Below are 25,107 nucleotides of genomic sequence, written 5' to 3'. Positions count from 1 at the left end.
TAACGGTTCACGTTGACCGTCACGCAGCCCGCTCATGGGAGGAGTAACCATGCAACCCGTCAAGGAACCAGGCTTTCGCCAGAGCGTCGATCTGATGTTCAACCGCGCCGTGGCGCTGATGGATCTGCCGCCCGGGCTGGAGGAAAAGATTCGCGTCTGCAACGCGACCTACACCGTGCGCTTTGGGGTGCGGTTGCGTGGGCAGATCCAGACGTTCACCGGCTATCGGTCCGTGCATTCCGAGCATATGGAGCCGGTCAAGGGCGGCATTCGTTACGCGCTGTCGGTCAACCAGAACGAGGTCGAGGCGCTGGCCGCGTTGATGACATACAAGTGCGCCCTGGTCGAAGCACCCTTCGGTGGCTCCAAGGGCGGGCTGTGCATCGACCCGCGTGACTGGGACGATCATGAGCTTGAACAGATCACCCGCCGCTTTGCCTACGAACTGATAAAGCGCGACATGATCAACCCGGCCCAGAACGTCCCTGCGCCCGACATGGGCACCGGCGAACGAGAAATGGCCTGGATCGCGGACCAATACGCGCGCATGAACACCACCGACATCAATTCCAAAGCCTGTGTGACGGGCAAGCCGTTGAACGCCGGCGGTATCGCGGGGCGTGTGGAGGCAACGGGCCGTGGCGTGCAATACGCCCTGCAAGAATTCTTTCGCGAGCCGGAAGACAAGAAGAAGGCGGGCCTGTCCGGGACGCTGGATGGCAAGCGGGTCATCGTGCAGGGCCTCGGGAATGTCGGCTATCACGCGGCCTTGTTCCTGAGCACCGAAGATGGCGCGCGCATTACCGGGATCGTCGAGCGCGATGGCGCATTGTTCAATCCCGAAGGCTTGGATGTCGAAGCGGTGCGGGAGTGGATCAATCGGCACGGCGGCGTGACAGGTTATCCCGAGGGCCAGTTCGTGACAGATGGTGCCAGCGTGATGGAGGAGGAGTGCGATATTCTCATCCCCGCGGCGCTTGAGGGTGTGCTCAATCTTGAAAACGCCGAACGTATTCAGGCGCCCCTGATCATCGAGGCCGCGAACGGCCCGATCACCGCCGGAGCCGACGAAATCCTGCGTCGCAAGGGATGTGTGATCATCCCGGACCTCTTCGCCAATGCTGGCGGCGTGACAGTGTCCTATTTCGAGTGGGTCAAGAACCTGAGCCATATTCGTTTCGGCCGAATGCAACGCCGGCAGGAAGAGGCCCGGCACCAGCTGATTGTCGACGAGTTGGAGCGATTGTCCGCGGATAGCGGCATCGGCTGGCAATTGTCGCCGGGTTTCAAGGACAAGTACCTGCGTGGCGCGGGCGAGCTTGAGCTGGTGCGCTCTGGCCTTGATGACACGATGCGCACGGCATACCAGTCAATGCGGGCGGTCTGGCACGCACGTGGTGATGTCGAGGATCTGCGCACGGCCGCTTATCTTGTCGCGATCGACCGGGTCGCGTCGAGCTATCGGGCCAAGGGGCTTTAGGTCGCGTCAGGCACTTTGGCGGTAGCGGACGACGCAAAGATCCAGAAACTGCGACAGGCGCGATTTCCATGCGCCTGTCGGCAATTCTGTTGTACTGGCGTACATCACGGCAACCGGATTACGCCCGATCAGCCGCGTCAGATCTTCGACCACGGAACTCGGGCAGCTGGCCTCTTCCGATGTGATTAGAAGGGCGACGCGGTCAGGCAGCGCCGGTCGTGTCGCCAGCCATTGCCGCAAGGGCAGTGCGGCGCGGCCTGCGCAGGCAGGGGTGCCCAGGATCAACAGATCGCTTTTGCCCCAGGGTTGGTCCGAGGTGTAAACCTGCGGCTCCTTCGACAATAGGGCAGAAATCCTCTGTCTCAGCCTGGCGCGAAAACCGTCTTCGCAATCCGGAACCTCGATCTCGTGAAGCTGTGCGCCGAGTTCCCAAGCCAGTTCCTCACCGACCTTCAGTGTATTGCCGACCTTGGAATAAAGTAGGATCCGACACGTCATCCTGTCACCCCGGCTGTCTGTCTGAAATGGTGCCAAAGTGCCGCGCTCTTGTCATGTCCGTCCTGCGCATCTGGCCCGTTTGTCAGGTGTTTTCTTTCGTTTGTTCCCGGCGTTTGATTTAAATTTGGGCAACTGCAAACCCTGCATTGCACCTGCGCACCAGAGTTGCTTTTCTGAGCCCGCAGGCAGAAGGAGCGAACGATGCGGTTTTCCGGGCTGCGTGTCCTGAAAGAGGGGCTGACGGGCAACAGGGGTTGGAAGCCGCACTGGCGTGATCCGGCCCCGAAACAGGCCTACGACATCGTGATCATAGGCGGTGGCGGTCATGGCCTGGCGACGGCATTTTACCTGGCCAAGGAACATGGACTGCGCAATGTCGCTGTGCTGGAGAAGGGATATTTCGGCGGCGGCAACGTGGGGCGGAACACGACCATCGTACGCGCAAACTACTTTCTGCCTGGAAACTCCGAATTCTACTCGCACTCCCTCCGGCTTTGGGAAGGGTTGGAGCAGGAGCTGAACTATAACGTGATGCATTCGCAACGCGGGCTGATCAACCTGTTTCATTCCGACGGCCAGCGTGATGCCTTCGTTCGGCGTGGCAATGCGATGATCAATCAGGGGGACGATGCTGAGCTGCTGGACCGCGACGCGGTGCGCCGCCAGCTGCCCTATCTCGATTTCGATCAGGCGCGCTTTCCCATACACGGGGGATTGTTGCATCGTCGCGGTGGAACGGCGCGTCATGATGCCGTCGCTTGGGGGTTTGCACGCGCCGCGTCCGAGCGTGGAGTCGATTTGATCCAGAATTGCGAGGTGACGGGTATCGACGTGGAAAATGGCAGCGTTACAGGTGTGCAAACCAGCCGTGGCGCAATTCGGGCGCGCAAGGTGGCCATCGTTACCGCCGGCCGTTCGGGGCAGGTCGCCGCCCTTGCCGGGCTGCGATTGCCGATTGAAAGCCATATTCTGCAGGCTTTCGTGACCGAGGGGCTGAAACCCGTCATCGACAACGTGGTCAGCTTTGGAATGGGCCATTTCTATATCAGCCAATCCGACAAGGGGGGGCTGGTGTTCGGTGGCGACCTCGACTTCTACCCATCTTATGCGCAGCGCGGCAACCTTCCGACGAAAGAACACGTGATGGAGGCTGCGATGACCCTGATGCCGATGATCGGCAAGGCGCGCGTACTGCGGTCCTGGGGCGGAATAATGGATATGACGCCTGACGGATCCCCCATCATCGACCGCAGCGATATCGGTGGCCTCTACCTGGATTGCGGCTGGTGTTACGGTGGTTTCAAGGCGGTGCCGGGATCGGGTTTTGCGCTGGCGCACCTGCTGGCCACGGATCGTCCGCACGAAAGTGCCGTCGGCCTGCGGCTGAACCGGTTCCGTGACGGCATCGGCCTGATGGACGAAGAGGGCACCGGGGCCCAGCACAACCTGCACTGACGAAGCGATGCAAATTGACGGCAATCAACAAGCGAGACCGGCGGCATGAGACTGACCTGCCCAAATTGCGGCGAACGTGATCTGCGCGAATTCACCTATCGGGGGGCCGCGCTGGATCGCCCCGAGGGCGCATGGAGCCCGGCCTGGGACGCCTATCTGCACCAGCGTGACAATCCCGCCGGTGCATCGCGCGAACATTGGTGGCATGGATTTGGCTGTTCGGCCTTTCTGGTCGTTGAACGTGATACGCGTACCCATGATATCCTTTCGGTCTCACTGGCGTCGGGGGGCAGGCAATGAGGTTGTCACACGCAGGGCTTGTCGAACGCTCACGTCCCATCCGCTTTCGCTTTGACGGGCGCGACTACACCGGCTTTCAGGGTGACACATTGGCGTCGGCGCTGATGGCGCACGGCGTTCGCACGGTCGCGCGCAGCTTCAAGTATCACCGCCCACGCGGGATTTTCAGTGCAGGCAGTGAAGAACCGAACGCCCTTGTGACCATTGGCGCTGGCGCCGGGCGGGAACCCAACGTGCGTGCAACCACTCAGGAGCTGTTTGCAGGCCTCGAGGCGCGCGCGCAGAATTGCTGGCCTTCGGTCGATTGGGATCTCTTGCAGGTGAATGACCTGCTGGCGGATTTTCTGGGCGCAGGCTTTTACTACAAGACATTCATGTGGCCGAAAAAGGCGTGGGAGGCCGTGTATGAGCCATTGATCCGGCGCGCCGCTGGGATCGGGGCTTTGTCTGGCGCGCCTGACCCCGATCTGAACGAAAAGGCGTTCGCCCATTGCGACCTGCTTGTGATCGGCGCAGGGCCTGCCGGCCTCATGGCGGCGCAGACCGCCGCCCGGGCCGGAGCGGACGTGATCCTGTGTGACGAGGACGCGATGCCGGGCGGGCGGCTGAATGCCGAGGTCGAGCAGATCGGCGGGCAGGCAGCGCACGACTGGGCGGCGCAGACCGTCGCGCAACTGCGCGAAATGGCGAATGTCCGCGTCATGACCCGCACCACCGTGACGGGGATATATGATCAGGGCACGTTCGGTGCTCTTGAGAGGGTATCGCGACATGTGGCGCCGGGCAGGGACGATCTGCCGCTCGATTGTTTCTGGCGGATCGCGGCAAGGCAGGTGATCCTTGCTGCCGGATCGATTGAACGTCCGGTCGCCTTTCGCAACAATGACCGGCCCGGTGTCATGTTGGCGGGGGCTGTGCGGACCTATCTCAATCGCTATGCCGTCAGCCCCGGCCGCGCTGTGACGGTGTTTGGCAACAACGACAATGTCCACCGGACAGCCCGCGACCTTTTGGCGGCTGGCGTGCACGTTGCGGCACTGGTCGACGCGCGCCCGGGTGCCACCACGGATCTGCCGGTGCCGTTTTACGCCGGTGCGATGGTCGAACAGGTCCTCGGTCAAAATGGGGTCGAGGCGGTGGTGATCCGTACCGCAACCGGGCGGCAAAAGATCCAGAGCGATTGCGTCGCGGTATCCGGTGGCTGGAATCCCTCGGTGCACCTGACCTGCCACCTGAACGGACGCCCTGAGTGGGACTCCGCACTTGCGGCCTTTGTGCCTGCGCCGGGTGCCGTGCCCAACCTGATCCCGGCAGGGGCAGCCTCAGGCGTATTTTCGACCGATGGCTGTCTGCGCTCCGGGGCTTCAGCGGCCGTCAAGGCCTTGGCGGCGCTTGGCCGCGCAGCAGATGCCCCTGATATTCCGCTGGCCGAGGCTGGTTCCTACGACATTGTCCCGCTGTGGCAGGTGCCGGGACCTGGGCGTGCCTGGCTTGATCTGCACAACGACGTTACCGTGAAGGACGTGCGTACAGCCGCTGCGGAAAACTTTCGCTCCGTCGAACACATGAAGCGTTACACCACGCAGGGAATGGCGCCGGATCAGGGCAAGACGTCGAACCTGGGTGCCCTCGCGGTGCTGGCGGACGTGACCGGGCGCGATGTCCCGCAGACAGGCACGACCACCTACAGGCCGCCATTCGTACCGGTGCCGATTGCCGCGCTCGGGGCGGGGGGGCGGGGGCAGGGCTTCGCACCACGGCGGCGCACGAGCAGCCACGATGTCAGCCTGTCGATGAATGCCCCTATGATCGAGACGGGTCTGTGGTATCGGCCCAGCCACTTTCCCCGCCGGGGCGAGGCGACATGGCGGCAGTCGTGTGACCGGGAGGTCGCGATGGTGCGCAACGCTGTCGGTGTCTGTGATGTCTCGACCCTCGGCAAGATCGACATACAGGGTGCGGACGCCGCAAAGTTTCTTGAGTTCGTCTATACCAATACCTTTTCGACGCTGAAGGAAGGGCGCGTGCGTTACGGCCTGATGCTGCGCGAGGATGGTCACGTCATGGACGACGGCACGACTGCGTGCCTCGGTCCGCAGCATTACCTGATGACGACGACCACGGCGGCGGCGGGGCTGGTAATGCAGCATCTGGAATTCGCGGCGCAGGTACTGCGCCCGGATTGGGACGTGCGCCTGATATCGGTGACAGAACAATGGGCGCAGTTTGCCATAGCGGGTCCGCAGGCCCGCGCCTTGCTTGCCGACCTTGTCGGGCAGGATGTCTCCAACGCGGCCTTCCCCTTCATGTCGTGCGGTCCCGTGACCCTGGCGGGCGTCACCGCGCGGCTGTTCCGTATCTCTTTCTCGGGAGAGCTGGGTTATGAACTGGCCGTGCCAGCCCGCTACGGTGAGAGCCTGTATCGCCTACTTGTCGCGCGTGCCGAGGCGCTCGGGGGCGGTGCCTACGGATTGGAGGCCCTGAACATCCTTCGGCTGGAAAAGGGGTTTCTGACCCATGCCGAGCTTGATGGCCGCACGACCGCATTCGATCTCGGGCTGGAGCGGATGATGTCACCGTCCAAGGAATTTATCGGCAAGGCCGCCGCGACACGACCCGGACTGGTGGCAGACGACCGGGCGCGACTGGTGGCATTGAAACCTGTCGGGCCCGTTCGGCAACTGACCGCCGGGGCATTTCTGTTCGAGGAGGATGCAGAGCCGATACGGCAAAATGCCCAGGGGCATGTTTCCTCGGTCGGCTTTTCTCCGACCGTGGGGCATTTCATCGGCCTGGCGTTTCTGAAAAATGGACCGGATCGGTTTGGAGACCGGGTTATCATGGTGGATCACCTGCGCGGAATCACCGCACTTTGCGAGGTGTGCGACCCGGTGTTCCATGATCCCGAAGGAGGGCGCAGTCGTGGCTGATGTAACGCTCAGTGCGCAAAACGCGCTGCCACAGGGTGACGTGATCGAACGCGCCGGAACGGCGATCAGGGTTCTGCCGATGCAGCAGATGACCAGCATGATGCCGGGGGCGGGGGCCGATGCGCTGGCGACGGTGCTGATGGATGAGCACGGCCTGGCATTGCCTGGCGTCGGTCAGACAAGCACCTCTGCGGGCGGTCGGTGTCTGTGGTTCGGGCATCGCCAATACCTGCTGATCGGCGTGTCGCCTGCACACTCTCTTTCCGATGTCGCGGCGCTGACCGATCAGTCCGACGGCTGGAGCACCGTCCTGCTGGAGGGGCCGCTGGCGCGTGATGTGCTGGCGCGGTTATGCCCGCTGGACCTGCGCGCGGCGCACTTCGCGCAGGGGGCCGTCGCCCGAACCGAAATTCGTCACATGATGGCCTGTGTCACGCGTGTCAGCGAGGATGGGTTTCGCCTGATGGTTTTCCGCTCCATGGCCGAGACCCTGCTAGATGAACTGCGCCATGGTCTGCTGAGCTGCGCCGCGCGGGAAAATCTCTAGGCGTCAGCGCAGCTTGCCGCCGTCTTGGCAGGTGGCTGCCTGCGGCATCTGGACTTAGGCCGCCAGAGGCCCGATATTTAGCGGCATGAAGCTCGACTCCTCGTTCATGGATGAATTGCAATCCCGCATCTCGCTCGCTCAGGTGGTCGGGCGCAAAGTCCTATGGGACAACAAGAAATCGCAACCGGGCAAAGGTGATCTCTGGGCGCCCTGTCCGTTCCACCAGGAAAAGAGCGCCTCTTTCCACGTCGATGATCGCAAGGGCTTTTTCTATTGCTTCGGGTGCCATGAAAAAGGCGATGCCATCGCCTTCGTGCGCAAGACCGAAAATGTAGAATTCATGGAAGCGGTGGAGATCCTGGCCCGAGAAGCCGGGATGCAGATGCCGGCCCGCGATCCGCAGGCCGCCAGGAAAGCCGAGAAACGCGCCACCCTCAGTGAACTGATGGAAGAGGCGGTGAAGTTCTTTGCGCTGGCGTTGCGCGGCGGCGCAGGGCGCGACGCAAGCGCCTATCTTGACCGCCGTGGCCTTGGTCCGGAGGCCCGGGCGCGCTGGAACCTCGGCTTCGCGCCGGACAGCTGGCAGGGCCTTTGGGATCACCTGATCGGCAAGGGTGCACGTCCCGAGGAGATCCTGGCCTGCGGTCTTGCCAAACCGTCCTCCAAGGGGGGCAAGCCCTACGACACCTTCCGCAATCGCATCATGTTTCCCATTCGCGATCCCCGTGGCCGCTGCATCGCCTTCGGTGGTCGCGCCATGGATCCCAATGATAATGCGAAATATCTCAACTCTCCCGAGACGGAGCTGTTCGACAAGGGGCGGACCTTGTTCAACTACGGCCCGGCGCGAGAGGCTGTCGGCAAGGGCGCCGCGCTGATCGTGGCCGAGGGCTACATGGATGCAATCGCGCTGGTCGAGGCCGGGTTCGGCGGTGCTGTCGCCAACCTCGGCACGGCGGTCACCGAACATCATCTTGATCTGCTCTGGCGTGTTTCGCCCGAACCGGTGATGTCTCTGGATGGCGATGCCGCGGGGATGCGCGCAGCCCGAAAGGTGATCGACCTGGCGCTGCCGAAGCTTCAGGTCGGGCGCTCGATCCGGTTCGCGATCCTGCCCGAAGGGCAGGACCCTGACGAATTGATCAAGGCCAAGGGGGCCGCCGCCATGCAAAAGGTGGTCGAGACGGCCTTGCCCTTGGCCGAATTGCTCTGGCTGCGCGAAACCGAAGGAAAGACGTTCGACAGCCCCGATCGCCGTGCGGCACTGGATGCGGCGCTGCGCACCGCGACCCGCCAGATCCCCGACGAAGGGCTGCGCTATCACTACGAACAGGCGTTGCGCGACAAGAGCCGGGAGCTGTTTCGCAGCCGCGCGCAAACGGGGCGTAGCGGGGCGGGGCGGGCATCGAGCCGCTGGGAAAAGGGCAAACCCTGGAAACCTCCGGCCATCCCGATGCAATCCACCCGCAACTCTATCCTGGCGTCCGATGACGCGGCCGCGACCGAGGGCCTGCGCGAAGCGGTCATCCTTGCGGCGATCATCTGCACCCCCTGCATTGTCGACGACTTCGAACTGGGGTTGGAGCGGATGGAATGCCGTGATGCACGTCACGCCCGTTTGCGTGACCTGATACTGGCCTTTGCAGGGCGCGGAACCGAGGTGTTGCACGCTGAAATAGCGGCGGCACTGGGGCCGGGCGCCCTTGACGAACTGCTTGCGCAGCACCATGTGGCCCTGTGCCCCCCCGTGCGACATCCGGGGGACGAGGAAATGGCCCGCATGACCGTGGCCGAGGAGCTTGCCAAGCTTCAGGCCGCGCGTGCGCTCAGGGCGGAAATCGCCGAAGCCGAGGAAGATATCCTCGGATCCGAGGATGAGGCGATGACCTGGCGTCTGGGGCAGGCTGCACAGGCCCGCAACGCAGCCACACGAAGCGAGAATGAGGATCGCGCGGAATATGACCTGGGAGAGAATGGTGCCCGAATCAATCGGGGCGAACGAAGCGCCCTCGATGCACTGGTTCAGTCGATTCGCTACACAAAGCCACGCGGCTGAAACGTAAAAATACAGGTATCCTCAAGAAATTCAGGGTAAACGGGTGTGCGAATCGGACAAACCCGCTATTGATTCGCTCTAAGCGAATCACCGCGTGTCGATCCGATGTTCGACCACTGCCCCGATCCACTGCCAAGGAGTATCGCCATGGCCGCCAAGGACAACGACGAAGCCCAGATCGAAGAGCAGGATGCGGAAGTCTCGCTCGACATGAGCCAGACCCAGGTGAAGAAGATGATCGCGGAAGCCCGCGAACGTGGCTTCATCACCTATGACCAGCTCAACCAGGTTCTGCCCCCCGATCAGGTCTCCTCGGAGCAGATCGAAGACGTGATGTCGATGCTCTCCGAGATGGGGATCAACATCATTGAGGACGACGAGGCCGAGGAAGAGGAACTCAAGACGACGGCAGTGGTTCAGGCCAACCAGAACCGCGACGTCTCGATTGGCTCCACCGGCAACGAAAAGCTCGACCGGACCGATGATCCGGTGCGCATGTACCTGCGCGAAATGGGCAGTGTCGAACTGTTGAGCCGCGAGGGCGAGATCGCCATCGCGAAACGCATCGAGGCTGGCCGCAACACGATGATCGCCGGCCTGTGCGAAAGCCCGCTGACATTTCAGGCGATTACCATCTGGCGTGACGAACTCCTCTCCGAAGACATTCTGCTGCGCGATGTGATCGATCTCGAAACGACCTTCGGCAACTCGCTGGAGGACGAGGAGGGCGAAGAACCCGTCGTAGATACCAGCGGCGTCAGCACCGCGCCGAAACAGGAAAACAGTGGCCCCGAACTCGATGCCGACGGCAATCCGATCTCCAAGGATGACGACGACGACGATGAGGACGACCAGACCAACATGTCGTTGGCGGCCATGGAAACCGCGCTGAAGCCGCGTGTTCTGGAAACCCTGGATCGGATCGCCAACGACTACGAAACCCTTTCCGAGCTTCAGGACAATCGCATCAGCGCCACCCTGAACGAGGACGGCTCCTTCAATGCGTCCGAAGAAGCGCGCTATCAAAAGCTGCGCTCCGAAATCGTGCTTCTGGTCAATGAACTTCATCTGCACAACAATCGTATCGAAGCCCTGATCGACCAGCTCTACGGTATCAACCGGCGGATCATGCAGATCGACAGCGCCATGGTCAAACTCGCCGACCAGGCCCGAATCAACCGCAAGGAATTTGTCGAGGAATATCGCGGTCACGAGTTGGACCCGAACTGGATGGACCGGATGGCGCAAAAGCCGGGCCGGGGTTGGACCATGTTCATCGAACGCTCGACCGACAAGGTCGAGGAATTGCGCAGTGACATGGCGCAGGTCGGCCAGTACGTTGGCCTGGACATCTCGGAATTCCGTCGCATCGTGCAGCAGGTCCAGAAAGGCGAGAAAGAAGCCCGTCAGGCCAAGAAGGAAATGGTCGAAGCCAACCTGCGCCTCGTCATCTCCATCGCCAAGAAGTACACGAACCGTGGCCTGCAATTCCTTGATCTCATTCAGGAAGGCAACATCGGCCTCATGAAGGCCGTCGACAAGTTCGAATACCGTCGCGGCTACAAGTTCTCGACCTATGCGACCTGGTGGATTCGCCAGGCGATCACCCGTTCGATCGCGGACCAGGCGCGCACCATCCGTATCCCGGTCCACATGATCGAGACGATCAACAAGCTGGTGCGCACCGGGCGTCAGATGCTTCACGAAATCGGCCGCGAACCAACGCCCGAGGAACTGGCGGAGAAACTCCAGATGCCGCTGGAAAAAGTCCGCAAGGTCATGAAGATCGCCAAGGAGCCCATTTCGCTCGAAACCCCCATCGGGGACGAGGAAGACAGCCAGCTGGGCGACTTCATCGAAGACAAGAACGCGATTCTTCCCCTGGATTCTGCCATCCAGGAGAACCTCAAGGAAACCACGACCCGCGTCCTCGCCTCGCTTACCCCGCGTGAAGAGCGTGTGCTGCGGATGCGCTTCGGGATCGGCATGAACACCGATCATACGCTCGAAGAGGTCGGCCAGCAGTTCAGCGTGACCCGCGAACGGATCCGCCAGATCGAAGCAAAGGCACTGCGCAAGCTGAAACACCCCAGCCGTTCGCGCAAGCTACGCAGCTTCCTCGATCAGTAATCCGGTCAAACTCTCATGAAAAGGCGCCCCGCAACGGGCGCCTTTTTTCTGTCGTGGGCATATGCTTGCCCCCACCGCCGTGCCGCCACCGTCGTCCCGACAAGCGCGCCCATACATGTTTCCCTGTCGGAAATATCCCGGGGGTCCGGGGGCTGGCGCCCGGTCTAAGGCGCCCGCGCAGCTGCGAAAGCCATGCAACGGTATCCTTGTCACTCTCGTCTCGCGGCACACTCAACTGCCCCCATCGCACACGCCGAACCCGACCTGCGCGCCTGCGGACAGATCTTTTCGTGGTCTTTCGCCAGTACAGGTTTACCCTTTTGCGCAACGTGCCATCTCAACGGCGCACGAACCCTGAAAAATAGGAGGGCGCAATGCAAAAGCTGAGCCTGAATGACACCCGCTCCATTCCGCAAATGGGCTTCGGGGTCTGGCAAATCCCCGAGGAAACCACCGAAAATGCTGTCGCAACGGCGATAGGGCTCGGGTATCGTCTGATCGACGGTGCCAGGATCTACGGCAATGAGGCCGGAATGGGCCGCGGCGTGCGTAACAGCGGCGTCGCGCGCGAGGATCTGTTCGTCACCTCCAAGGTCTGGAATTCCGACCAGGGCCGTGACGCTGCGCGCGCAGCAATACGGGGCAGTCTTGAGCGGACGGGTCTCGACTACCTGGACCTGATGCTGATCCATTGGCCGTGCCCGGAAAAGGACCTCTACGTCGAAACCTGGCAGGCGCTGATCGAGGCCCGCGATACCGGGCTGGTGCGCTCGATCGGGGTGTCGAACTTCACGGCCACGCACCTTGATCGCATCATCGCCAAAACCGGCGTGGCCCCGGCTCTGAACCAGATCGAGTTGCATCCACGGATGCAGCAGTCCGATATGCGCGCAGCCAATGCCGAGCGGGGAGTCATCACGCAGAGCTGGTCTCCGCTAGGGCGCGCCAACGCTTTCTCTGACCCGACATTGGTCGAGATCGCGAGGCGTTTGGATCGTTCGGTTCCCCAAGTCATTCTGCGCTGGCATATACAGTTGGGCCTGTCGGTGATCCCACGCTCAAGCAACCCTGATCACATGGCGTCCAATTTTGCAGCCCAGTCTTTCGAGCTGTCGGATGCCGATATGGCTGCGATCGAAGGTATGGAAACAGGTGCGCGGATCGGGCCCGATCCAGATGCTGCGGAGTTCGACTAGGTGTCTTTGCTCCAGCCGCTTTGAACTCTCCACGCGGCCGCGCCAGTTGACGGCGCGGCCAGATTGGCGGGAAGCTTCTTTCGGTAACTTGAGGAAGTCTGTGCGATTCAATCTATAATCGCCGCTGCATATCCTGAACCTGATAGACAAAGGCCAAAGATTTCAGGGTTGCTTCTGGCCGACGAGGTTCCGGCAGACCCTACCTGCAAGAGGGTGTCGCTCTGGCGGCGCCGCAAGGGTCTCGGTGCGGCCTGCCTGCAGAGCGGCATCTGACCTGACCCTGCCTCTATTTGATCAAAGCAAAGCAAACAGGATGGGGTCCCGCGCGAAAGCGGCAGTAATTCCCTGCGGCGTCTCGAAATAAGACGGCTGTGGCATTTCCCTACGCCCGAAGGCTAAGTCTTTAGTTTCATGAGAGAGTGTTGGAGCGGGCGAAGAGATTCGAACTCTCGACCCTTACCTTGGCAAGGTAATGCTCTACCCCTGAGCTACGCCCGCTTCCTTGGCGTGGGATTGGTGATCCCGGGTCTTTCCTTCGAAAAGGACCAATTGGAGCGGGCGAAGAGATTCGAACTCTCGACCCTTACCTTGGCAAGGTAATGCTCTACCCCTGAGCTACGCCCGCATCCGTTTGGTGTCGCACGATGTATAAAGAACACCGTCTGGCCGCAAGAGGAAATTTGGCCGCGCTGAGAAGAATTTTGATCGCGGCGGATTGGCGCGCCTGACTGGTGAATGGCCCGGTGGCACTGGGCCGTCCGGGCCATTCGGTCTTGGGTAGGCCCCGTCAGGCGCGACTGACAGTCACGTCAACGTTTCCCTTGATCGCCGCGCTGTAGGGGCAGGCGGCATGGGCCTTGGCGATCAGATCGTCGGCCACGTCGCCCTCAAGCCCGGGCAGGGTCACGGTCAGTGCGGCGGTCAGCCCAGAACCCTGGCCGTCTTCGCGCTTGCCGATACCGATCTCGGCCGAGGTCTTTGCGCCCTCGGGCAATTTCACCTTCGACATGCCGGCCACCATTTTCAGCGCAGAGTGAAAGCAGGCGGCATAGCCGGTTGCAAACAATTGCTCGGGGTTGGTGCCGTCGCCACCCGGTCCGCCCAGTTCCTTGGGCATCACCAGGGATACGGACAGGTTGCCATCGTCGGTGCCGGCGGTGCCTTCGCGACCGCCGCTGGCAGAGGCGGTGGTGGTGTAAAGAGGTTGAATGGCCATGGAGAGGGTCCTTTTGTATCGCAGGCGGTTATGTCGTGCACGATATATATGTCATCCGCCACCCAAGACAAGACTTGTGATAAAGTCGTGCGCGACTTATTTTGGAGGCGTGACCGATATCCAGCCATCATTGCCCCCCAACTCTCCGCAGGTGACGGCCCCGCAAGGGACCGAGGCCTTGCTATGCTTCAACCTCTATGCGGCCAGCCACGCCTTTATCCGGCTCTACACGCCGCATCTGGAACGGCTCGATCTGACCTATCCGCAGTTTCTTGTGTTGCTGTCGCTTCGTGATCAGGACCGGCAGGGCGTCGGCACCTTGGGTGCGACATTGGCGATGGAGACGAATACCCTGTCGCCGCTGCTCAAGCGTATGACGGCGGCGGGGTTGGTCACGCGTGTGCGCTCCCAGCAGGACGAACGGCGTGTTGTGGTGGCGTTGACCGAAACGGGGCGGGTGCGCGCGGCCCAGGCGGCCGAGGTTCCGGGCTGCATTGCGCGCGACAGCGGCATGACCGAAGAAAGCTACCACCAAACGCTCAAGACGCTGCAACTGTTACGGGCCCAGATCGACACGGCCGCGCAACAGGCACGGCGCGGCGCTTAGATGGGCGCTTTCGTGCAGACGGCCCCTTTCCTGGGAAAGGGGCCGAAAGTCCGTATCCAATGACATGGTGGCAGGGCCGAAGGGCAGGGCGCGAAACCCGGCCCTGACCAAGAGGCGTCAGGCGGCCAGATAGACCGATTTCGTGTTGACGAATTCCTTGATGCCAAAGCCGCCGTGTTCGCGCCCATAGCCGGAATCCTTGACCCCGCCAAAGGGCATGTTGGGCAATGCTACGTTGTAACGGTTGATCGATACCATGCCCGTGTCGAAATACTTGATCGCCAACTCTCGCGCACGTTTTGCGTCACGGGAAAAGATGCCGCCGCCCAGACCGTACCGGCTGTCGTTGGCGATCCGCATCGCGTCCTCGTCGTCCTTGGCCTTGATCACCGACGCGACGGGCCCGAACAGCTCGTCATCGTAGGCGGGCTGACCAGGGGCCACGTCCACCAGAACCGTCGCGGGGTACCATGCGCCCGTGCGATCGGGCACCGTCCCCCCGCACAATGCGCGCGCGCCCTTGGCAATGCTCTCCTCGACCTGTTCGTGCAGCGCGTCACGCAGATCAACCTTCGACATCGGCCCCAGCTTTGTGCCCTCTGCGGTAGGGTCCCCCAGCTCGACCGCCTTCATCTTGGCGGTAAAGGCTTCGACAAAGGCGTCATAGTTCTTTTCGGTGATGATAAAGCGCTTGGCATTCACGCAAGTCTGGCCGTTGTTGTACAACCGTCCTGCCACGCAGGTTTCGACAGCCAGATCCAGATCGGCGTCGTCCAGCACCATGTAGGCGTCGTTCGAGCCCAGCTCCATGACGGATTTTTTCAGGACACTTGCAGCCTTTTCGGCGACGTGCCGCCCGGCGACCTCGCTACCGGTCAGGGTGACGCCCCGCACGCGCGGATGCTGGATGATGCGGTCGGATTGATCGTGGCTGATCACGAGAACGCTGAACAGATGCTCGGGCAGGCCAGAGCGTTCCATGACGTCGCGCAGGAACAACCCGCTGCCGGTGCAATTGGCCGCATGTTTCAGCAACACCCCATTGCCCGCCATCAGGTTGGCGATGGCATAGCGCACCGCTTGGTAGCAGGGGAAATTCCACGGCTGGATACCGTAGATCACGCCAATGGGCGCGTGTGCGATGACACCTGTCCCGCCGTCAATGTCGCGCTCTACCTCGGCCAGCTCCCTCGGCCCATTCTCGGCCGTGAAATCACAGATCGCGGCGCACAGCTCGATCTCTTGCCGGCTGTCGCCGATCAGCTTGCCCACTTCCTGCGTCATCAGCTGCGCGAAGGCTTCCTTGTTGTCGCGCAACCCCTGGCCGATCGCCTTGATCACCGACGCGCGGTCGGTGACCGAAGTTTCGCGCCAGCTCATGAAGGCTTCGTGGCAGGCGTCGACAGTGGCCTCGGCCTCGGCGTCGCTCATGTGGGTGTAGGTTGCAATCTGCTCCTGGTTGGCGGGGTTGATCGTGGTGATATCGGCGCTCATGGCGGAACCTCGTGTTTGCTTGCTCTTGCCTACAAAACGTGTCCGCCGCCGATGGGTTCAATCACGTCTCCTCGACGCCGCGTCATGAGAGCTCATTGGCGGGGCCGCATCCACCGCAAAACGCCCCACTGCCGGCAACAGCGGGGCGCATGTCCGGTGCTTGGGTGTGCCTTACTCTTCGTATTCCAGCAGCAGGTCCTTGGCGTCGATCTGCCCGCCGGGTGTGACATGCACGGCCTTGATCTTGCCGCTGCGGTCGGCGTGCATGCCTGTCTCCATCTTCATCGCTTCGATGGTCAGCAGCAGATCGCCCTCCTTCACCGCCTGTCCCGCGCTGACGCCGATCGAGGCGACGACACCGGGCATCGGTGCCGCGACGTGGGCTGCGTTGGTCGGATCGGCCTTCGGGCGCGCGGCAGAGGCGCCGGTGGCCGACCGATCCGGTACGCGGATCACCCGCGGCTGGCCGTTCAGTTCGAAGAACACCCGCACATTGCCATCTTCGCGCGTATCCCCCACGGCCTGAAGGCGGATTTCCAGCGTCTTGCCGGGGTCGATTTCGGCGCTGATCTGTTCGCCCTGTTCCATTCCGTAAAAGAACGTCTTGGTCGGCAAGGTGCGCACGGGGCCGTAAATTTCGTGCCGGGCGGCATAATCGGTGAACACCTTCGGATACATGATGTAGGAGTTCAGATCCTCGTCATCGACCTCACGCCCCTCCAGCTTGTCCGAAAGCTCCTTCCGCGTCGCTTCCAGGTCGACCGGCGGCAGGTGCTTGCCCGGGCGGTCGAGGTTGGGCGCGTCGCCTTTCAGGATCTTGGCGACCAGCGGGGCAGGGAACCCGCCCGGCGGTTGCCCGAGGTTGCCGCGCATCATGTCGATGACCGAGTCGGGAAAGGAAATGTCGCGCGCAGGGTCTTCTACCTCGGCCCGGCTCAGCCCCTGCGACACCATCATCAGGGCCATGTCGCCGACCACCTTGGACGACGGCGTCACCTTGACGATATCCCCGAACATCTGGTTCACCTGCGCATAGGTATGCGCGACCTCGTGCCAGCGCTCCTCCAACCCCATGGAGCGCGCCTGCGCCTTGAGGTTCGTGAACTGACCACCCGGCATCTCATGCAGGTAAACTTCGGATGCAGGGGCCTGCATGCCGGACTCAAACGCGATGTACTGGCCGCGCACGGCCTCCCAGTAATCCGACATCTGGCGGATTTCCTCGATATCGAGGCCGGTGTCGCGTTCGGTATGCGCCAGGGCTTCGACGATTGAACCCATGGTCGGCTGCGACGTGTTGCCCGACAGCGCATCCATCGCGCAATCGGCGGCATCGACGCCCATTTCGGAAGCCGCCAGAATGCTGGCCCCGGCGATACCGCTGGTGTCATGGGTGTGGAAGTGGATCGGAATGCCGATCTCCTCCTTCAGCGCCTTGATGAGGACCCGCGCGGCGGCAGGTTTCAGCAACCCGGCCATGTCCTTCAGCCCCAGGATATGCGCGCCTGCCGCTTCCAGCTCTTTCGCCATGGCGACATAGTACTTCAGGTCGTACTTGGCGCGATCCGGGTTCAGGATATCGCCGGTATAGCAGACCGCCCCTTCGCAGATCTTGCCGGTCTCGACGACTGCATCCATGGCGACACGCATGTTCTCGACCCAATTCAGCGAATCAAACACGCGGAACACATCCATCCCGGTTTCCGCCGCCTGCTTCACAAACGCCTGCACGGCATTGTCGGGATAATTGGTATAGCCGACGCCGTTGGAGCCGCGCAGCAGCATCTGCGTCAGGATGTTGGGGCAGGCGGCGCGGATATCACGCAGCCGCTGCCATGGGTCTTCCTGCAAGAACCGGAACGCCACGTCGAAGGTCGCGCCGCCCCAGCACTCAAGGCTGAACAGCTGCGGCAGGTTGGCCGCATAGGACGGCGCAGCGGTGATCATGTCGATCGAGCGCATCCGTGTCGCCAGCAACGATTGGTGCCCGTCACGCATGGTGGTGTCGGTGATCAGCAGCTGTTTCTGCGCCAGCATCCAGTCGGCCACCGCCTTCGGCCCCTTGTCATCCAGCAGGGTGCGGGTGCCGGCGGGGGCGTCGCCACGCGGGGTCGGGGGCTTGGGCATCTTGAAGCCCTCGGGCAGCGTCGCGCGCCCCGTCGTTTCGGGATGACCGTTGACGGTGATATCCGCGATATAGGTCAGCACCTTGGTGCCCCGGTCCTGCGTCGTGGCGAAATCGAACAGGTCCGGCGTCGTGTCGATGAATTTCGTCGTGTATTCGTTCGACAGGAACGTCGGGTGCTTCAGCAGGTTCTGCACAAAGGCGATGTTGGTGCTGACGCCGCGAATGCGGAACTCGCGCAGCGCGCGGTCCATCCGGGCAATCGCCTTTTCCGGGGTCTGGGCCTTGGCCGTCACCTTGACCAGCAGCGAATCGTAGTACCGCGTGATCACCCCACCCGCATAGGCGGTGCCGCCATCCAGACGGATGCCCATGCCGGTCGCCGTGCGATAAGCGGTGATGCGGCCATAATCGGGGATAAAATTGTTCTGCGGATCTTCGGTGGTGATCCGGGTCTGCAACGCATGGCCGTTCAGATAAATATCGCCCTGCGACGCCTTGCCCGTCGCCTCGGCCAGCGTCTTGCCCTCGGCGATCAGGATCTGCGCCTGGACGATGTCGATGCCGGTGACTTCCTCCGTCACGGTATGTTCAACCTGCACGCGCGGGTTCACCTCGATGAAGTAGAACTGCTGGCTGTCCATATCCATCAGGAATTCGACCGTACCGGCGCATTCATAATTCACATGCGCGCATATCTTGCGTCCCAGCTCGCAGACCTCGGCGCGTTGTTCCGGGGTCAGGTAGGGGGCAGGGGCGCGCTCAACCACCTTCTGATTGCGCCGCTGAACAGAACAATCGCGCTCGAACAGGTGGTAGATGTTGCCTTGGCTGTCACCCAGGATCTGCACCTCCACGTGGCGGGCGCGGATGATCATCTTTTCCAGATACCCCTCGCCGTTGCCAAAGGCCGCCTCGGCCTCGCGCCGCCCCTCAAGCACCTTTTCGGGCAACTCCTTCTCGTTGTTGATCGGGCGCATGCCCCGCCCGCCGCCGCCCCAGCTGGCTTTCAGCATCAGGGGATAGCCGACCTCGCCTGCCTCGCGCTTGATCGCCTCCATGTCGTCGCCCAGCACTTCGGTCGCGGGAATCACCGGCACCCCGGCCTCGATGGCGACGCGACGTGCACTGGCCTTGTCACCCAACTGGCGCATGGTCTTGGCCTTAGGCCCGATAAAGGTGATCCCCGCCGCATCGCAGGCATCGACGAAATCAGGGTTTTCCGACAGCAGGCCATATCCGGGATGGATTGCATCGGCACCGCACATCTTGGCCACGCGGATGATCTCCGGAATCGACAGGTACGCGGCGACCGGCCCCATCCCCTCGCCAATGCGATAGGCCTCGTCCGACTTGAAGCGGTGGAGGCTCAGCTTGTCCTCCTCCGCATAGACCGCGACCGTCTTCTTGCCCATCTCGTTGGCGGCGCGCATGATCCGGATCGCGATCTCGCCCCGGTTGGCGATGAGGATTTTTTGGAAATCGGCCATGTCTGTTCCTTGATGCAGCGTATCCCGACGGTCTGCCTCCCGTCTCTACAACCCAAGAAACCCCACGCTGCATCGCAGCGCAACCAGAGACTTACATGGCGACACACTATTCGATGCGCGCCAACGGTTTTTCGATGCCCACATCGTTACCGCAGCCAATTGCGCTGAGGGTGATCCCGCTCTTCCAATCAGAAATACTTGCACACACTGCCGGATGATCGCGCGCGCCTGGTGTTCGAGATGGAAAACGTCGCCGGTCTGACGATCCAGAGGATGTCGACCGCGGCCTCGTCCCCCGGCCACAAGGACACGCTCTTCATTCACCTCGAAGACCTGATGACAGACACGAGAATGGAGCGGTTTGAGCAGATGTTCTCTCATTTCGGCGTGTCTCCGGCCTATATGCCACTGGCGCTCGCCGTCGCCTTCAAGAACTCTGTCTTCAACCCTCAGATGAAACGCAGCAAGCATATCACCAGCGGTCGCAGCGAATTGTGGCGCAGCGTGTTCAACGATGATCTTTGCGCCCGCTTTCGGGAATATCACCCCGATGTCGTCGAAAAGCTTGGGTATAGCTGGTAGCAGCAGGGGCTTGACCTTGCGCAGCCAAATGGTTTCGATTGCCATGTGAACAAATGGTGAACCATCGTTGGCAATTCCTCAGCGACGCTGTAAGATGAACGCATGAGCTCTTATTCCGAAGATGACGCCTTCGAGGCCGCTGCCTCCGTCCCGCTGTCGCAGCGGGCCATGGCGCGCGTTCAACCCGCCACGCCCTACCTGGATGATCTCAACCCCGCGCAACGCGAGGCGGTCGAGGCACTGGATGGCCCGGTTCTCATGTTGGCCGGTGCCGGCACGGGCAAGACCAAGGCGCTGACCGCACGCATGGTGCACCTGCTGACGACGCAGCGCGCCCGCCCGAACGAGATCCTGTCGGTGACCTTCACCAACAAGGCCGCGCGCGAGATGAAGAACCGCATGGCCCGGATGCTGGGCGAGGGGGTCGAGGGCATGGCGTGGCTCGGCACCTTTCATGCCATCTGCGTCAAGCTGCTGCGCCGCCATGCCGAATTGGTCGGGTTGAAGTCCAACTTCACCATCCTCGATAGCGACGACCAGATTCGCCTGATGAAACAGCTGCTTGCGGCCTCCAACATCGACGACAAACGCTGGCCGGCGCGCATGTTGGCCGGTGTCATCGACAGCTGGAAAAACCGGGCCTGGACGCCGTCGAAAGTGCCCGCCTCCGAAGCATCGGCCTTCAATAATCGCGGCACCGAACTTTATGACCAGTACCAGCGTCGCCTGTTGGAGCTGAACGCCGTCGATTTCGGGGATCTGCTGCTGCATGTCGTGACGATCTTTCAGACGCACGACGATGTGCTGGCGCAATATCAGCGTTGGTTCAAATACATCCTCGTCGACGAATACCAGGATACCAACGTCGCCCAGTACCTCTGGTTGCGTCTGCTGGCGGGCGCGCACAAGAATATCTGCTGCGTCGGTGATGACGACCAGTCGATCTATGGCTGGCGTGGTGCCGAGGTCGGCAATATCCTGCGGTTCGAAAAGGACTTTCCGGGGGCCAAGGTGGTCCGCCTGGAACAGAACTATCGCTCCACACCGCATATCCTCGCCGCCGCCTCCTCGGTGATCGCAGGCAACGAATCGCGTCTCGGCAAGGATCTGTGGACCGAGGCGACGGATGGTGAAAAGGTTCGCCTGATCGGTCATTGGGATGGCGACGAAGAAGCGCGCTGGGTCGGCGATGATATCGAGGCGATGCAGCGCGGTACCCGCGGAATGCCCCCGTTTTCTCTCGATGACATGGCGATTCTCGTCCGTGCCAGCCACCAGATGCGCGCGTTCGAGGATCGGTTCCTCACCATCGGACTGCCGTATCGCGTCATCGGCGGCCCGCGTTTTTACGAACGGCTCGAGATTCGCGATGCCATGGCCTATTTCCGCCTCGCCGTCTCGCCCGCCGATGATCTGGCGTTCGAACGTGTCGTCAACACGCCGAAGCGTGGCCTTGGCGACAAGGCCCAGCAAAAGATCCAGATGACAGCGCGCGAAAATGGTGTCTCGCTGCTCGATGGGGCGCGTATCCTGCTTCAGGACAAGGGGCTGGGCGGCAAGGCGGCCGGTCTGCTGGCACGCTTCGTCGAGCAGATGGACCGCTGGCATGAAATCGCGCGCCTGCACACCCCCGGCAGCCTTGTCGAGGATGGCGAGGCCGTCGTGCTGGACGAAGATCGCCCCCGTGCCTCAATCGGGCATGTCGAACTGGCCGAGGTCATGCTGGACGAATCCGGCTACACCGCCATGTGGCAGAACGACAAGACGCCAGAGGCTCCGGGACGTCTGGAAAACCTCAAGGAACTGATCAAGGCACTGGAAAGTTTCGAAAATCTGCAAAGTTTCCTGGAACATGTCAGTTTGATCATGGACAATGAGACAGAGCAGGAAGGCGAGAAGGTCTCGATCATGACCCTCCACGGCGCCAAGGGGCTGGAATTTCCCGTGGTTTTCCTGCCGGGCTGGGAAGACGGTCTCTTCCCCAGCCAGCGCAGTATGGACGAATCGGGCCAGAAGGGCCTCGAGGAGGAACGCCGCCTCGCCTACGTCGGGATTACCCGCGCCGAAAAGGTCTGCACGATCTCATTCGCCGGCAACCGCCGCGTTTTTGGCCAATGGCAATCTGCGCTGCCGTCGCGCTTCATTGACGAATTGCCAGATGCAAGCGTCGACGTGCTGACGCCACCCGGACTCTATGGCGGGGGATTCGGTGCAGCCGGATCGCCGGCAAACACGATTGACGCAAAGGTTGCGGCAGCGGACGGATATAATTCGCCGGGCTGGAAGCGTCTGCAGGCGCGTGCAAACCATCGTCCTGTCAGTCAGCCGCGCGAAACCCGTAGTCCCATTCTCGATCTTGGCGCGATCAGTTCACATACAGTGGGAGAGCGCGTGTTCCATCAGAAGTTCGGCTATGGTGAAATTGTTGCGATCGAGGGTGACAAGCTGGAGATCGCTTTCGACAAGGCCGGCACAAAGAAAGTGGTCGCCAAATTCGTGACAGGCAGTGAAGACGTCCCCTTCTGATCGCTCAACCCGTTTGACCATGTCAGCGATATCCTGAGTTCTCATCTGTAAAACCGGGGCTTCGCCCCCGCCGCGCTTTTGCGCGGCTCCCCCAGGGTATTTTAGGCCAGATGATACGGAGCCGCTCGGCTCTCCTGTCATCTGGCCAGAAATACCCCGGGTGAATGGCGCCGAAGGCGTCAGAGGGCAGAGCCCTAATTCAACGATCTCAGACAACAAAAAACCGCGGTGCCAGGGAGGAGGAGAGGCACCGCGGTTCATGTCACGATCACCAAGGGAGGAGGAGAAGGTGATCGATATCTTGCCGAAAGTCCGACCGAGCCAGGGAGGAGGAGAGGCTCGGTCGGTCTTGGCATCACGGCTCAGGGAGGAGGAGAGAGCCGTGAATTCTTGCGGAGCGTGACCCTGCTCCGGGGATGGGGCCGGTGATGCTAGGGAGGAGGAGAGGCATCACCGGAGTGTCACGATCGCCCAGGGAGGAGGAGGGGCGATCGATCCTTTTGCCAGTGCCCGACCGAGCCAGGGAGGAGGAGAGGCTCGGTCGGTCTTGGCATCACGGCTCAGGGAGGAGGAGAGAGCCGTGAATTCTTGCGAAGCGTTACCCTGCTTCGGGGATAGGCGCGGCGATACCAGGGAGGAGGAGAGGTATCGCCGCTGGTCTCAGTGGCCCAGGGAGGAGGAGAGGGCCGCTGATCTCGGAAAACTTATGCCGCTTTGCGGTAGGCTTCTTCGTAGGCAATCGACCGGATCTGCGAACGATGCAGGCCAAGGTCACGCAGTTCGCGGTTGCTCAGGGCCGACAGTTCGTTCACGCAGTTGCGGTACGTCCAGAAGCGGGACTGACGTTCTGTGACAGCACTGATCAGGCGGGAAATAACGTTGCCCTGTGCGCGACCAGCTGCGGATTTGCCGTGGATCTCTGATACCATTGCCATCTTACTAAAACCTTTCGTCTCGTACTCTCGGTGCGTCGGATCGAAGCGTTGTCGTTCATGTCCGTCGCTGTTGACCCCAATTTACGGTTTTGCTGCGTTTGCACAATGGTTGGTTCTTCAACGCCGCTATGCAGAAAGTGCATAAGAAGCATTGACCTAAAGTTAACGAAGGCGTGACACCGGTTGCTTGCGTACGAACAACGGCCGGCTGCGCGTTGTTTTCAGAGGAAATCGTCCCCGTGCCCTTGCTGCGACTGGGAAAATACGCACCTATGCAGGGCATGAAGAAGGAGAGCGCCTTGCCCGTCACACGTGATCAAATTTTAATCGAACTCGAACGACTCACGCTGCCGGACGGTGGCAACCTGGTGTCGCGCGACATGATAAGGGCGCTGACCATCGAGGGTGACTCGGTTCGTTTCGTCATCGAGGCGCCCGATCCGGACATTGCGCGCAAGATGGACGCGATCCGGGGCGCCGCCGAAGATCTGGTGGCGGCGCTGCCCGACGTCTCTCGTGTCAGCGCTATCCTGACGGCGCACGGGCCGTCGCAAAAAGCACCGACCCCGTCCTCCGCCCCCTCGGATCAGCCGCCCAGTCTCAAGATCGGCGGCCATCCGAAACCGCAGACCGCGCCGCTCAAACCTGCGGGCATCAAGCACATCGTCGCGATCGGTTCGGGCAAGGGGGGTGTCGGCAAGTCGACCGTCTCCTCCAACCTTGCGGTTGCACTGGCTCGCCAGGGGCGGCGCGTCGGGTTGCTGGACGCCGATATCTACGGGCCCTCGCAGCCGCGCATGATGGGGGCGACCAAGCGCGCCGCCTCTGCCGATGGCAAGGTGATCGAACCGTTGCACCTGCACGGGGTCACCATGATGTCGATCGGCTTGATGATGGACGAGGGCAAGGCCGTTGTCTGGCGTGGTCCGATGCTGATGGGCGCCTTGCAGCAGATGATCGGCCAGGTGAACTGGGGAGAGCTGGACGTGCTGCTGGTGGATCTGCCGCCCGGCACCGGCGACGTGCAGCTGACGTTGTGCCAGCGTGCCGATGTCAGCGGGGCAATCATCGTCTCGACCCCACAGGACGTGGCGCTGCTGGATGCGCGCAAGGCCATCGACATGTTCCAGACGCTCAAGACGCCGATCCTCGGCCTGATCGAGAATATGTCGACCTTTGTCTGTCCGCATTGCGGCACTGAATCGCATCCTTTCGGACATGGCGGTGTCGCGGCCGAGGCCGACAAGATGGGTGTGCCGCTGCTCGGGGCGTTGCCGCTCGATCTCGACACGCGGCTGGCCGGGGATGGTGGTACGCCGATCGCGGCGGGTGAGGGCGCGCAGGCACAGGCGTATGCCCAACTGGCGCAACGGATGATCGCGACGGGGCTGTTCTGAGGCGACCCCGATCGCGCGCGGGCCATCGCGCGGGCGCGTAGACGTAGCGCATCAGGATGGGACGAGATGGGATCGGCGGGGCATGTCCCCGCCGATTTCTGCTCTTGCGGGTCACGAAGCCGCGCAAGGGGTGGTTTTCATCG

General features: G+C 61.9%; 17 protein-coding genes and 2 tRNA genes. 12 read left to right on the top strand and 7 right to left on the bottom strand.

Annotated elements, in window-relative coordinates:
• The first annotated feature begins 49 nt into the window (after window positions 1-49).
• Entirely contained in the window at window positions 50-1,480 is a 1,431-nt protein-coding gene (locus DL237_RS08455) for a Glu/Leu/Phe/Val family dehydrogenase (protein WP_119398612.1), read from the top strand.
• A gap of 6 nt (window positions 1,481-1,486) precedes the next feature.
• Here the strand turns inward: DL237_RS08455 and DL237_RS08450 are convergent, their stop codons facing one another.
• Window positions 1,487-1,978 carry a hypothetical protein gene (locus DL237_RS08450; protein ID WP_119398611.1) on the bottom strand — a complete coding sequence of 164 codons (492 nt, stop codon included), beginning with the start codon at window positions 1,976-1,978 and terminating at the stop codon, window positions 1,487-1,489.
• Between the two features lie 201 nt (window positions 1,979-2,179).
• On the opposite strand from DL237_RS08450, the gene DL237_RS08445 reads away from it, so the two are divergent.
• The 7 genes from DL237_RS08445 (at window position 2,180) to DL237_RS08415 (ending at window position 12,592) form a co-directional block, all read left to right on the top strand.
• Entirely contained in the window at window positions 2,180-3,433 is a 1,254-nt protein-coding gene (locus tag DL237_RS08445; protein ID WP_119398610.1) for a sarcosine oxidase subunit beta family protein, read from the top strand.
• Window positions 3,434-3,478: 45 nt separating this feature from the next.
• The gene (locus DL237_RS08440) at window positions 3,479-3,733 is read left to right on the top strand and encodes a sarcosine oxidase subunit delta (RefSeq protein ID WP_119398609.1); all 255 of its coding nucleotides are present in this window, start codon (window positions 3,479-3,481) and stop codon (window positions 3,731-3,733) included.
• Complete coding sequence (locus tag DL237_RS08435; protein WP_119398608.1) at window positions 3,730-6,663, top strand: sarcosine oxidase subunit alpha family protein; 2,934 nt, start codon at window positions 3,730-3,732, stop codon at window positions 6,661-6,663. Before DL237_RS08440 ends, DL237_RS08435 begins: the two co-directional genes overlap by 4 nt.
• On the top strand, window positions 6,656-7,210 hold the full coding sequence (locus tag DL237_RS08430; RefSeq protein WP_158585605.1) for a sarcosine oxidase subunit gamma: 555 nt from the start codon (window positions 6,656-6,658) through the stop codon (window positions 7,208-7,210). The genes DL237_RS08435 and DL237_RS08430 overlap by 8 nt, the downstream gene beginning before the upstream one ends.
• 85 nt (window positions 7,211-7,295) lie before the next feature.
• A complete protein-coding gene (gene dnaG, locus DL237_RS08425) occupies window positions 7,296-9,266 on the top strand; it encodes a DNA primase (protein WP_119398606.1) in 1,971 nt (656 codons plus the stop codon).
• A gap of 147 nt (window positions 9,267-9,413) precedes the next feature.
• Window positions 9,414-11,396, top strand: coding sequence for an RNA polymerase sigma factor RpoD (gene rpoD, locus DL237_RS08420; protein WP_119398605.1), 1,983 nt, complete (start codon window positions 9,414-9,416; stop codon window positions 11,394-11,396).
• A gap of 374 nt (window positions 11,397-11,770) precedes the next feature.
• On the top strand, window positions 11,771-12,592 hold the full coding sequence (locus tag DL237_RS08415) for an aldo/keto reductase (RefSeq protein ID WP_119398604.1): 822 nt from the start codon (window positions 11,771-11,773) through the stop codon (window positions 12,590-12,592).
• A 423-nt stretch (window positions 12,593-13,015) separates the two neighbouring features.
• On the opposite strand, the gene DL237_RS08410 is transcribed toward DL237_RS08415, so the two are convergent.
• The 3 genes from DL237_RS08410 to DL237_RS08400 form a co-directional block, all read right to left on the bottom strand.
• A tRNA-Gly gene (locus DL237_RS08410) sits at window positions 13,016-13,090 on the bottom strand.
• Between the two features lie 52 nt (window positions 13,091-13,142).
• Window positions 13,143-13,217: transfer RNA gene (locus DL237_RS08405), tRNA-Gly, on the bottom strand.
• Between the two features lie 162 nt (window positions 13,218-13,379).
• Window positions 13,380-13,808, bottom strand: a complete 429-nt coding sequence (locus tag DL237_RS08400) for an organic hydroperoxide resistance protein (protein WP_199672022.1) — start codon at window positions 13,806-13,808, stop codon at window positions 13,380-13,382.
• Between the two features lie 109 nt (window positions 13,809-13,917).
• On the opposite strand from DL237_RS08400, the gene DL237_RS08395 reads away from it, so the two are divergent.
• Window positions 13,918-14,415, top strand: coding sequence for a MarR family winged helix-turn-helix transcriptional regulator (locus DL237_RS08395; RefSeq protein WP_233544909.1), 498 nt, complete (start codon window positions 13,918-13,920; stop codon window positions 14,413-14,415).
• A 117-nt stretch (window positions 14,416-14,532) separates the two neighbouring features.
• Here the strand turns inward: DL237_RS08395 and DL237_RS08390 are convergent, their stop codons facing one another.
• Complete coding sequence (locus DL237_RS08390) at window positions 14,533-15,909, bottom strand: NAD-dependent succinate-semialdehyde dehydrogenase (RefSeq protein ID WP_119398602.1); 1,377 nt, start codon at window positions 15,907-15,909, stop codon at window positions 14,533-14,535.
• Window positions 15,910-16,080: 171 nt separating this feature from the next.
• Entirely contained in the window at window positions 16,081-19,524 is a 3,444-nt protein-coding gene (locus DL237_RS08385) for a pyruvate carboxylase (protein WP_119398601.1), read from the bottom strand.
• A gap of 198 nt (window positions 19,525-19,722) precedes the next feature.
• On the opposite strand from DL237_RS08385, the gene DL237_RS08380 reads away from it, so the two are divergent.
• Together DL237_RS08380 and DL237_RS08375 are read left to right on the top strand one after the other, a co-directional pair.
• Window positions 19,723-20,106: a hypothetical protein gene (locus DL237_RS08380; protein ID WP_119398600.1), complete on the top strand. Its 384-nt coding sequence runs from the start codon at window positions 19,723-19,725 to the stop codon at window positions 20,104-20,106.
• Window positions 20,107-20,208: 102 nt separating this feature from the next.
• A complete protein-coding gene (locus DL237_RS08375; protein ID WP_119398599.1) occupies window positions 20,209-22,632 on the top strand; it encodes an ATP-dependent helicase in 2,424 nt (807 codons plus the stop codon).
• A 704-nt stretch (window positions 22,633-23,336) separates the two neighbouring features.
• Here the strand turns inward: DL237_RS08375 and DL237_RS08370 are convergent.
• Window positions 23,337-23,567, bottom strand: coding sequence for a DUF1127 domain-containing protein (locus tag DL237_RS08370; protein ID WP_119398598.1), 231 nt, complete (start codon window positions 23,565-23,567; stop codon window positions 23,337-23,339).
• Window positions 23,568-23,866: 299 nt separating this feature from the next.
• Here DL237_RS08370 and DL237_RS08365 point away from each other — a divergent pair, with 299 nt between their 5' ends.
• Window positions 23,867-24,964 (top strand): Mrp/NBP35 family ATP-binding protein, encoded by a 1,098-nt coding sequence (locus tag DL237_RS08365; RefSeq protein WP_119398723.1) that lies wholly within the window; start codon window positions 23,867-23,869, stop codon window positions 24,962-24,964.
• Window positions 24,965-25,107: the final 143 nt, after the last annotated feature.

Origin of the sequence: Pseudooceanicola sediminis (assembly GCF_003575965.1) — a bacterium.
In the GTDB taxonomy this organism is placed as follows: domain Bacteria; phylum Pseudomonadota; class Alphaproteobacteria; order Rhodobacterales; family Rhodobacteraceae; genus Pseudooceanicola; species Pseudooceanicola sediminis.
This window is presented reverse-complemented; position numbering and strand designations above follow the sequence as displayed.

Bases quoted from the DNA above. Each gene is read 5' to 3' on its own strand.
- DL237_RS08455 (WP_119398612.1), top strand. From the start codon at position 50: ATGCAACCCGTCAAGGAACCAGGCTTTCGCCAGAGCGTCGATCTGATG.
- DL237_RS08390 (WP_119398602.1), bottom strand. From the start codon at position 15,909: ATGAGCGCCGATATCACCACGATCAACCCCGCCAACCAGGAGCAGATT.
- DL237_RS08440 (WP_119398609.1), top strand. From the start codon at position 3,479: ATGAGACTGACCTGCCCAAATTGCGGCGAACGTGATCTGCGCGAATTC.
- DL237_RS08375 (WP_119398599.1), top strand. From the start codon at position 20,209: ATGAGCTCTTATTCCGAAGATGACGCCTTCGAGGCCGCTGCCTCCGTC.
- DL237_RS08370 (WP_119398598.1), bottom strand. From the start codon at position 23,567: ATGGCAATGGTATCAGAGATCCACGGCAAATCCGCAGCTGGTCGCGCA.
- dnaG (WP_119398606.1), top strand. From the start codon at position 7,296: ATGAAGCTCGACTCCTCGTTCATGGATGAATTGCAATCCCGCATCTCG.
- DL237_RS08400 (WP_199672022.1), bottom strand. From the start codon at position 13,808: ATGGCCATTCAACCTCTTTACACCACCACCGCCTCTGCCAGCGGCGGT.
- DL237_RS08450 (WP_119398611.1), bottom strand. From the start codon at position 1,978: ATGACGTGTCGGATCCTACTTTATTCCAAGGTCGGCAATACACTGAAG.
- DL237_RS08435 (WP_119398608.1), top strand. From the start codon at position 3,730: ATGAGGTTGTCACACGCAGGGCTTGTCGAACGCTCACGTCCCATCCGC.
- DL237_RS08415 (WP_119398604.1), top strand. From the start codon at position 11,771: ATGCAAAAGCTGAGCCTGAATGACACCCGCTCCATTCCGCAAATGGGC.
- rpoD (WP_119398605.1), top strand. From the start codon at position 9,414: ATGGCCGCCAAGGACAACGACGAAGCCCAGATCGAAGAGCAGGATGCG.
- DL237_RS08445 (WP_119398610.1), top strand. From the start codon at position 2,180: ATGCGGTTTTCCGGGCTGCGTGTCCTGAAAGAGGGGCTGACGGGCAAC.
- DL237_RS08385 (WP_119398601.1), bottom strand. From the start codon at position 19,524: ATGGCCGATTTCCAAAAAATCCTCATCGCCAACCGGGGCGAGATCGCG.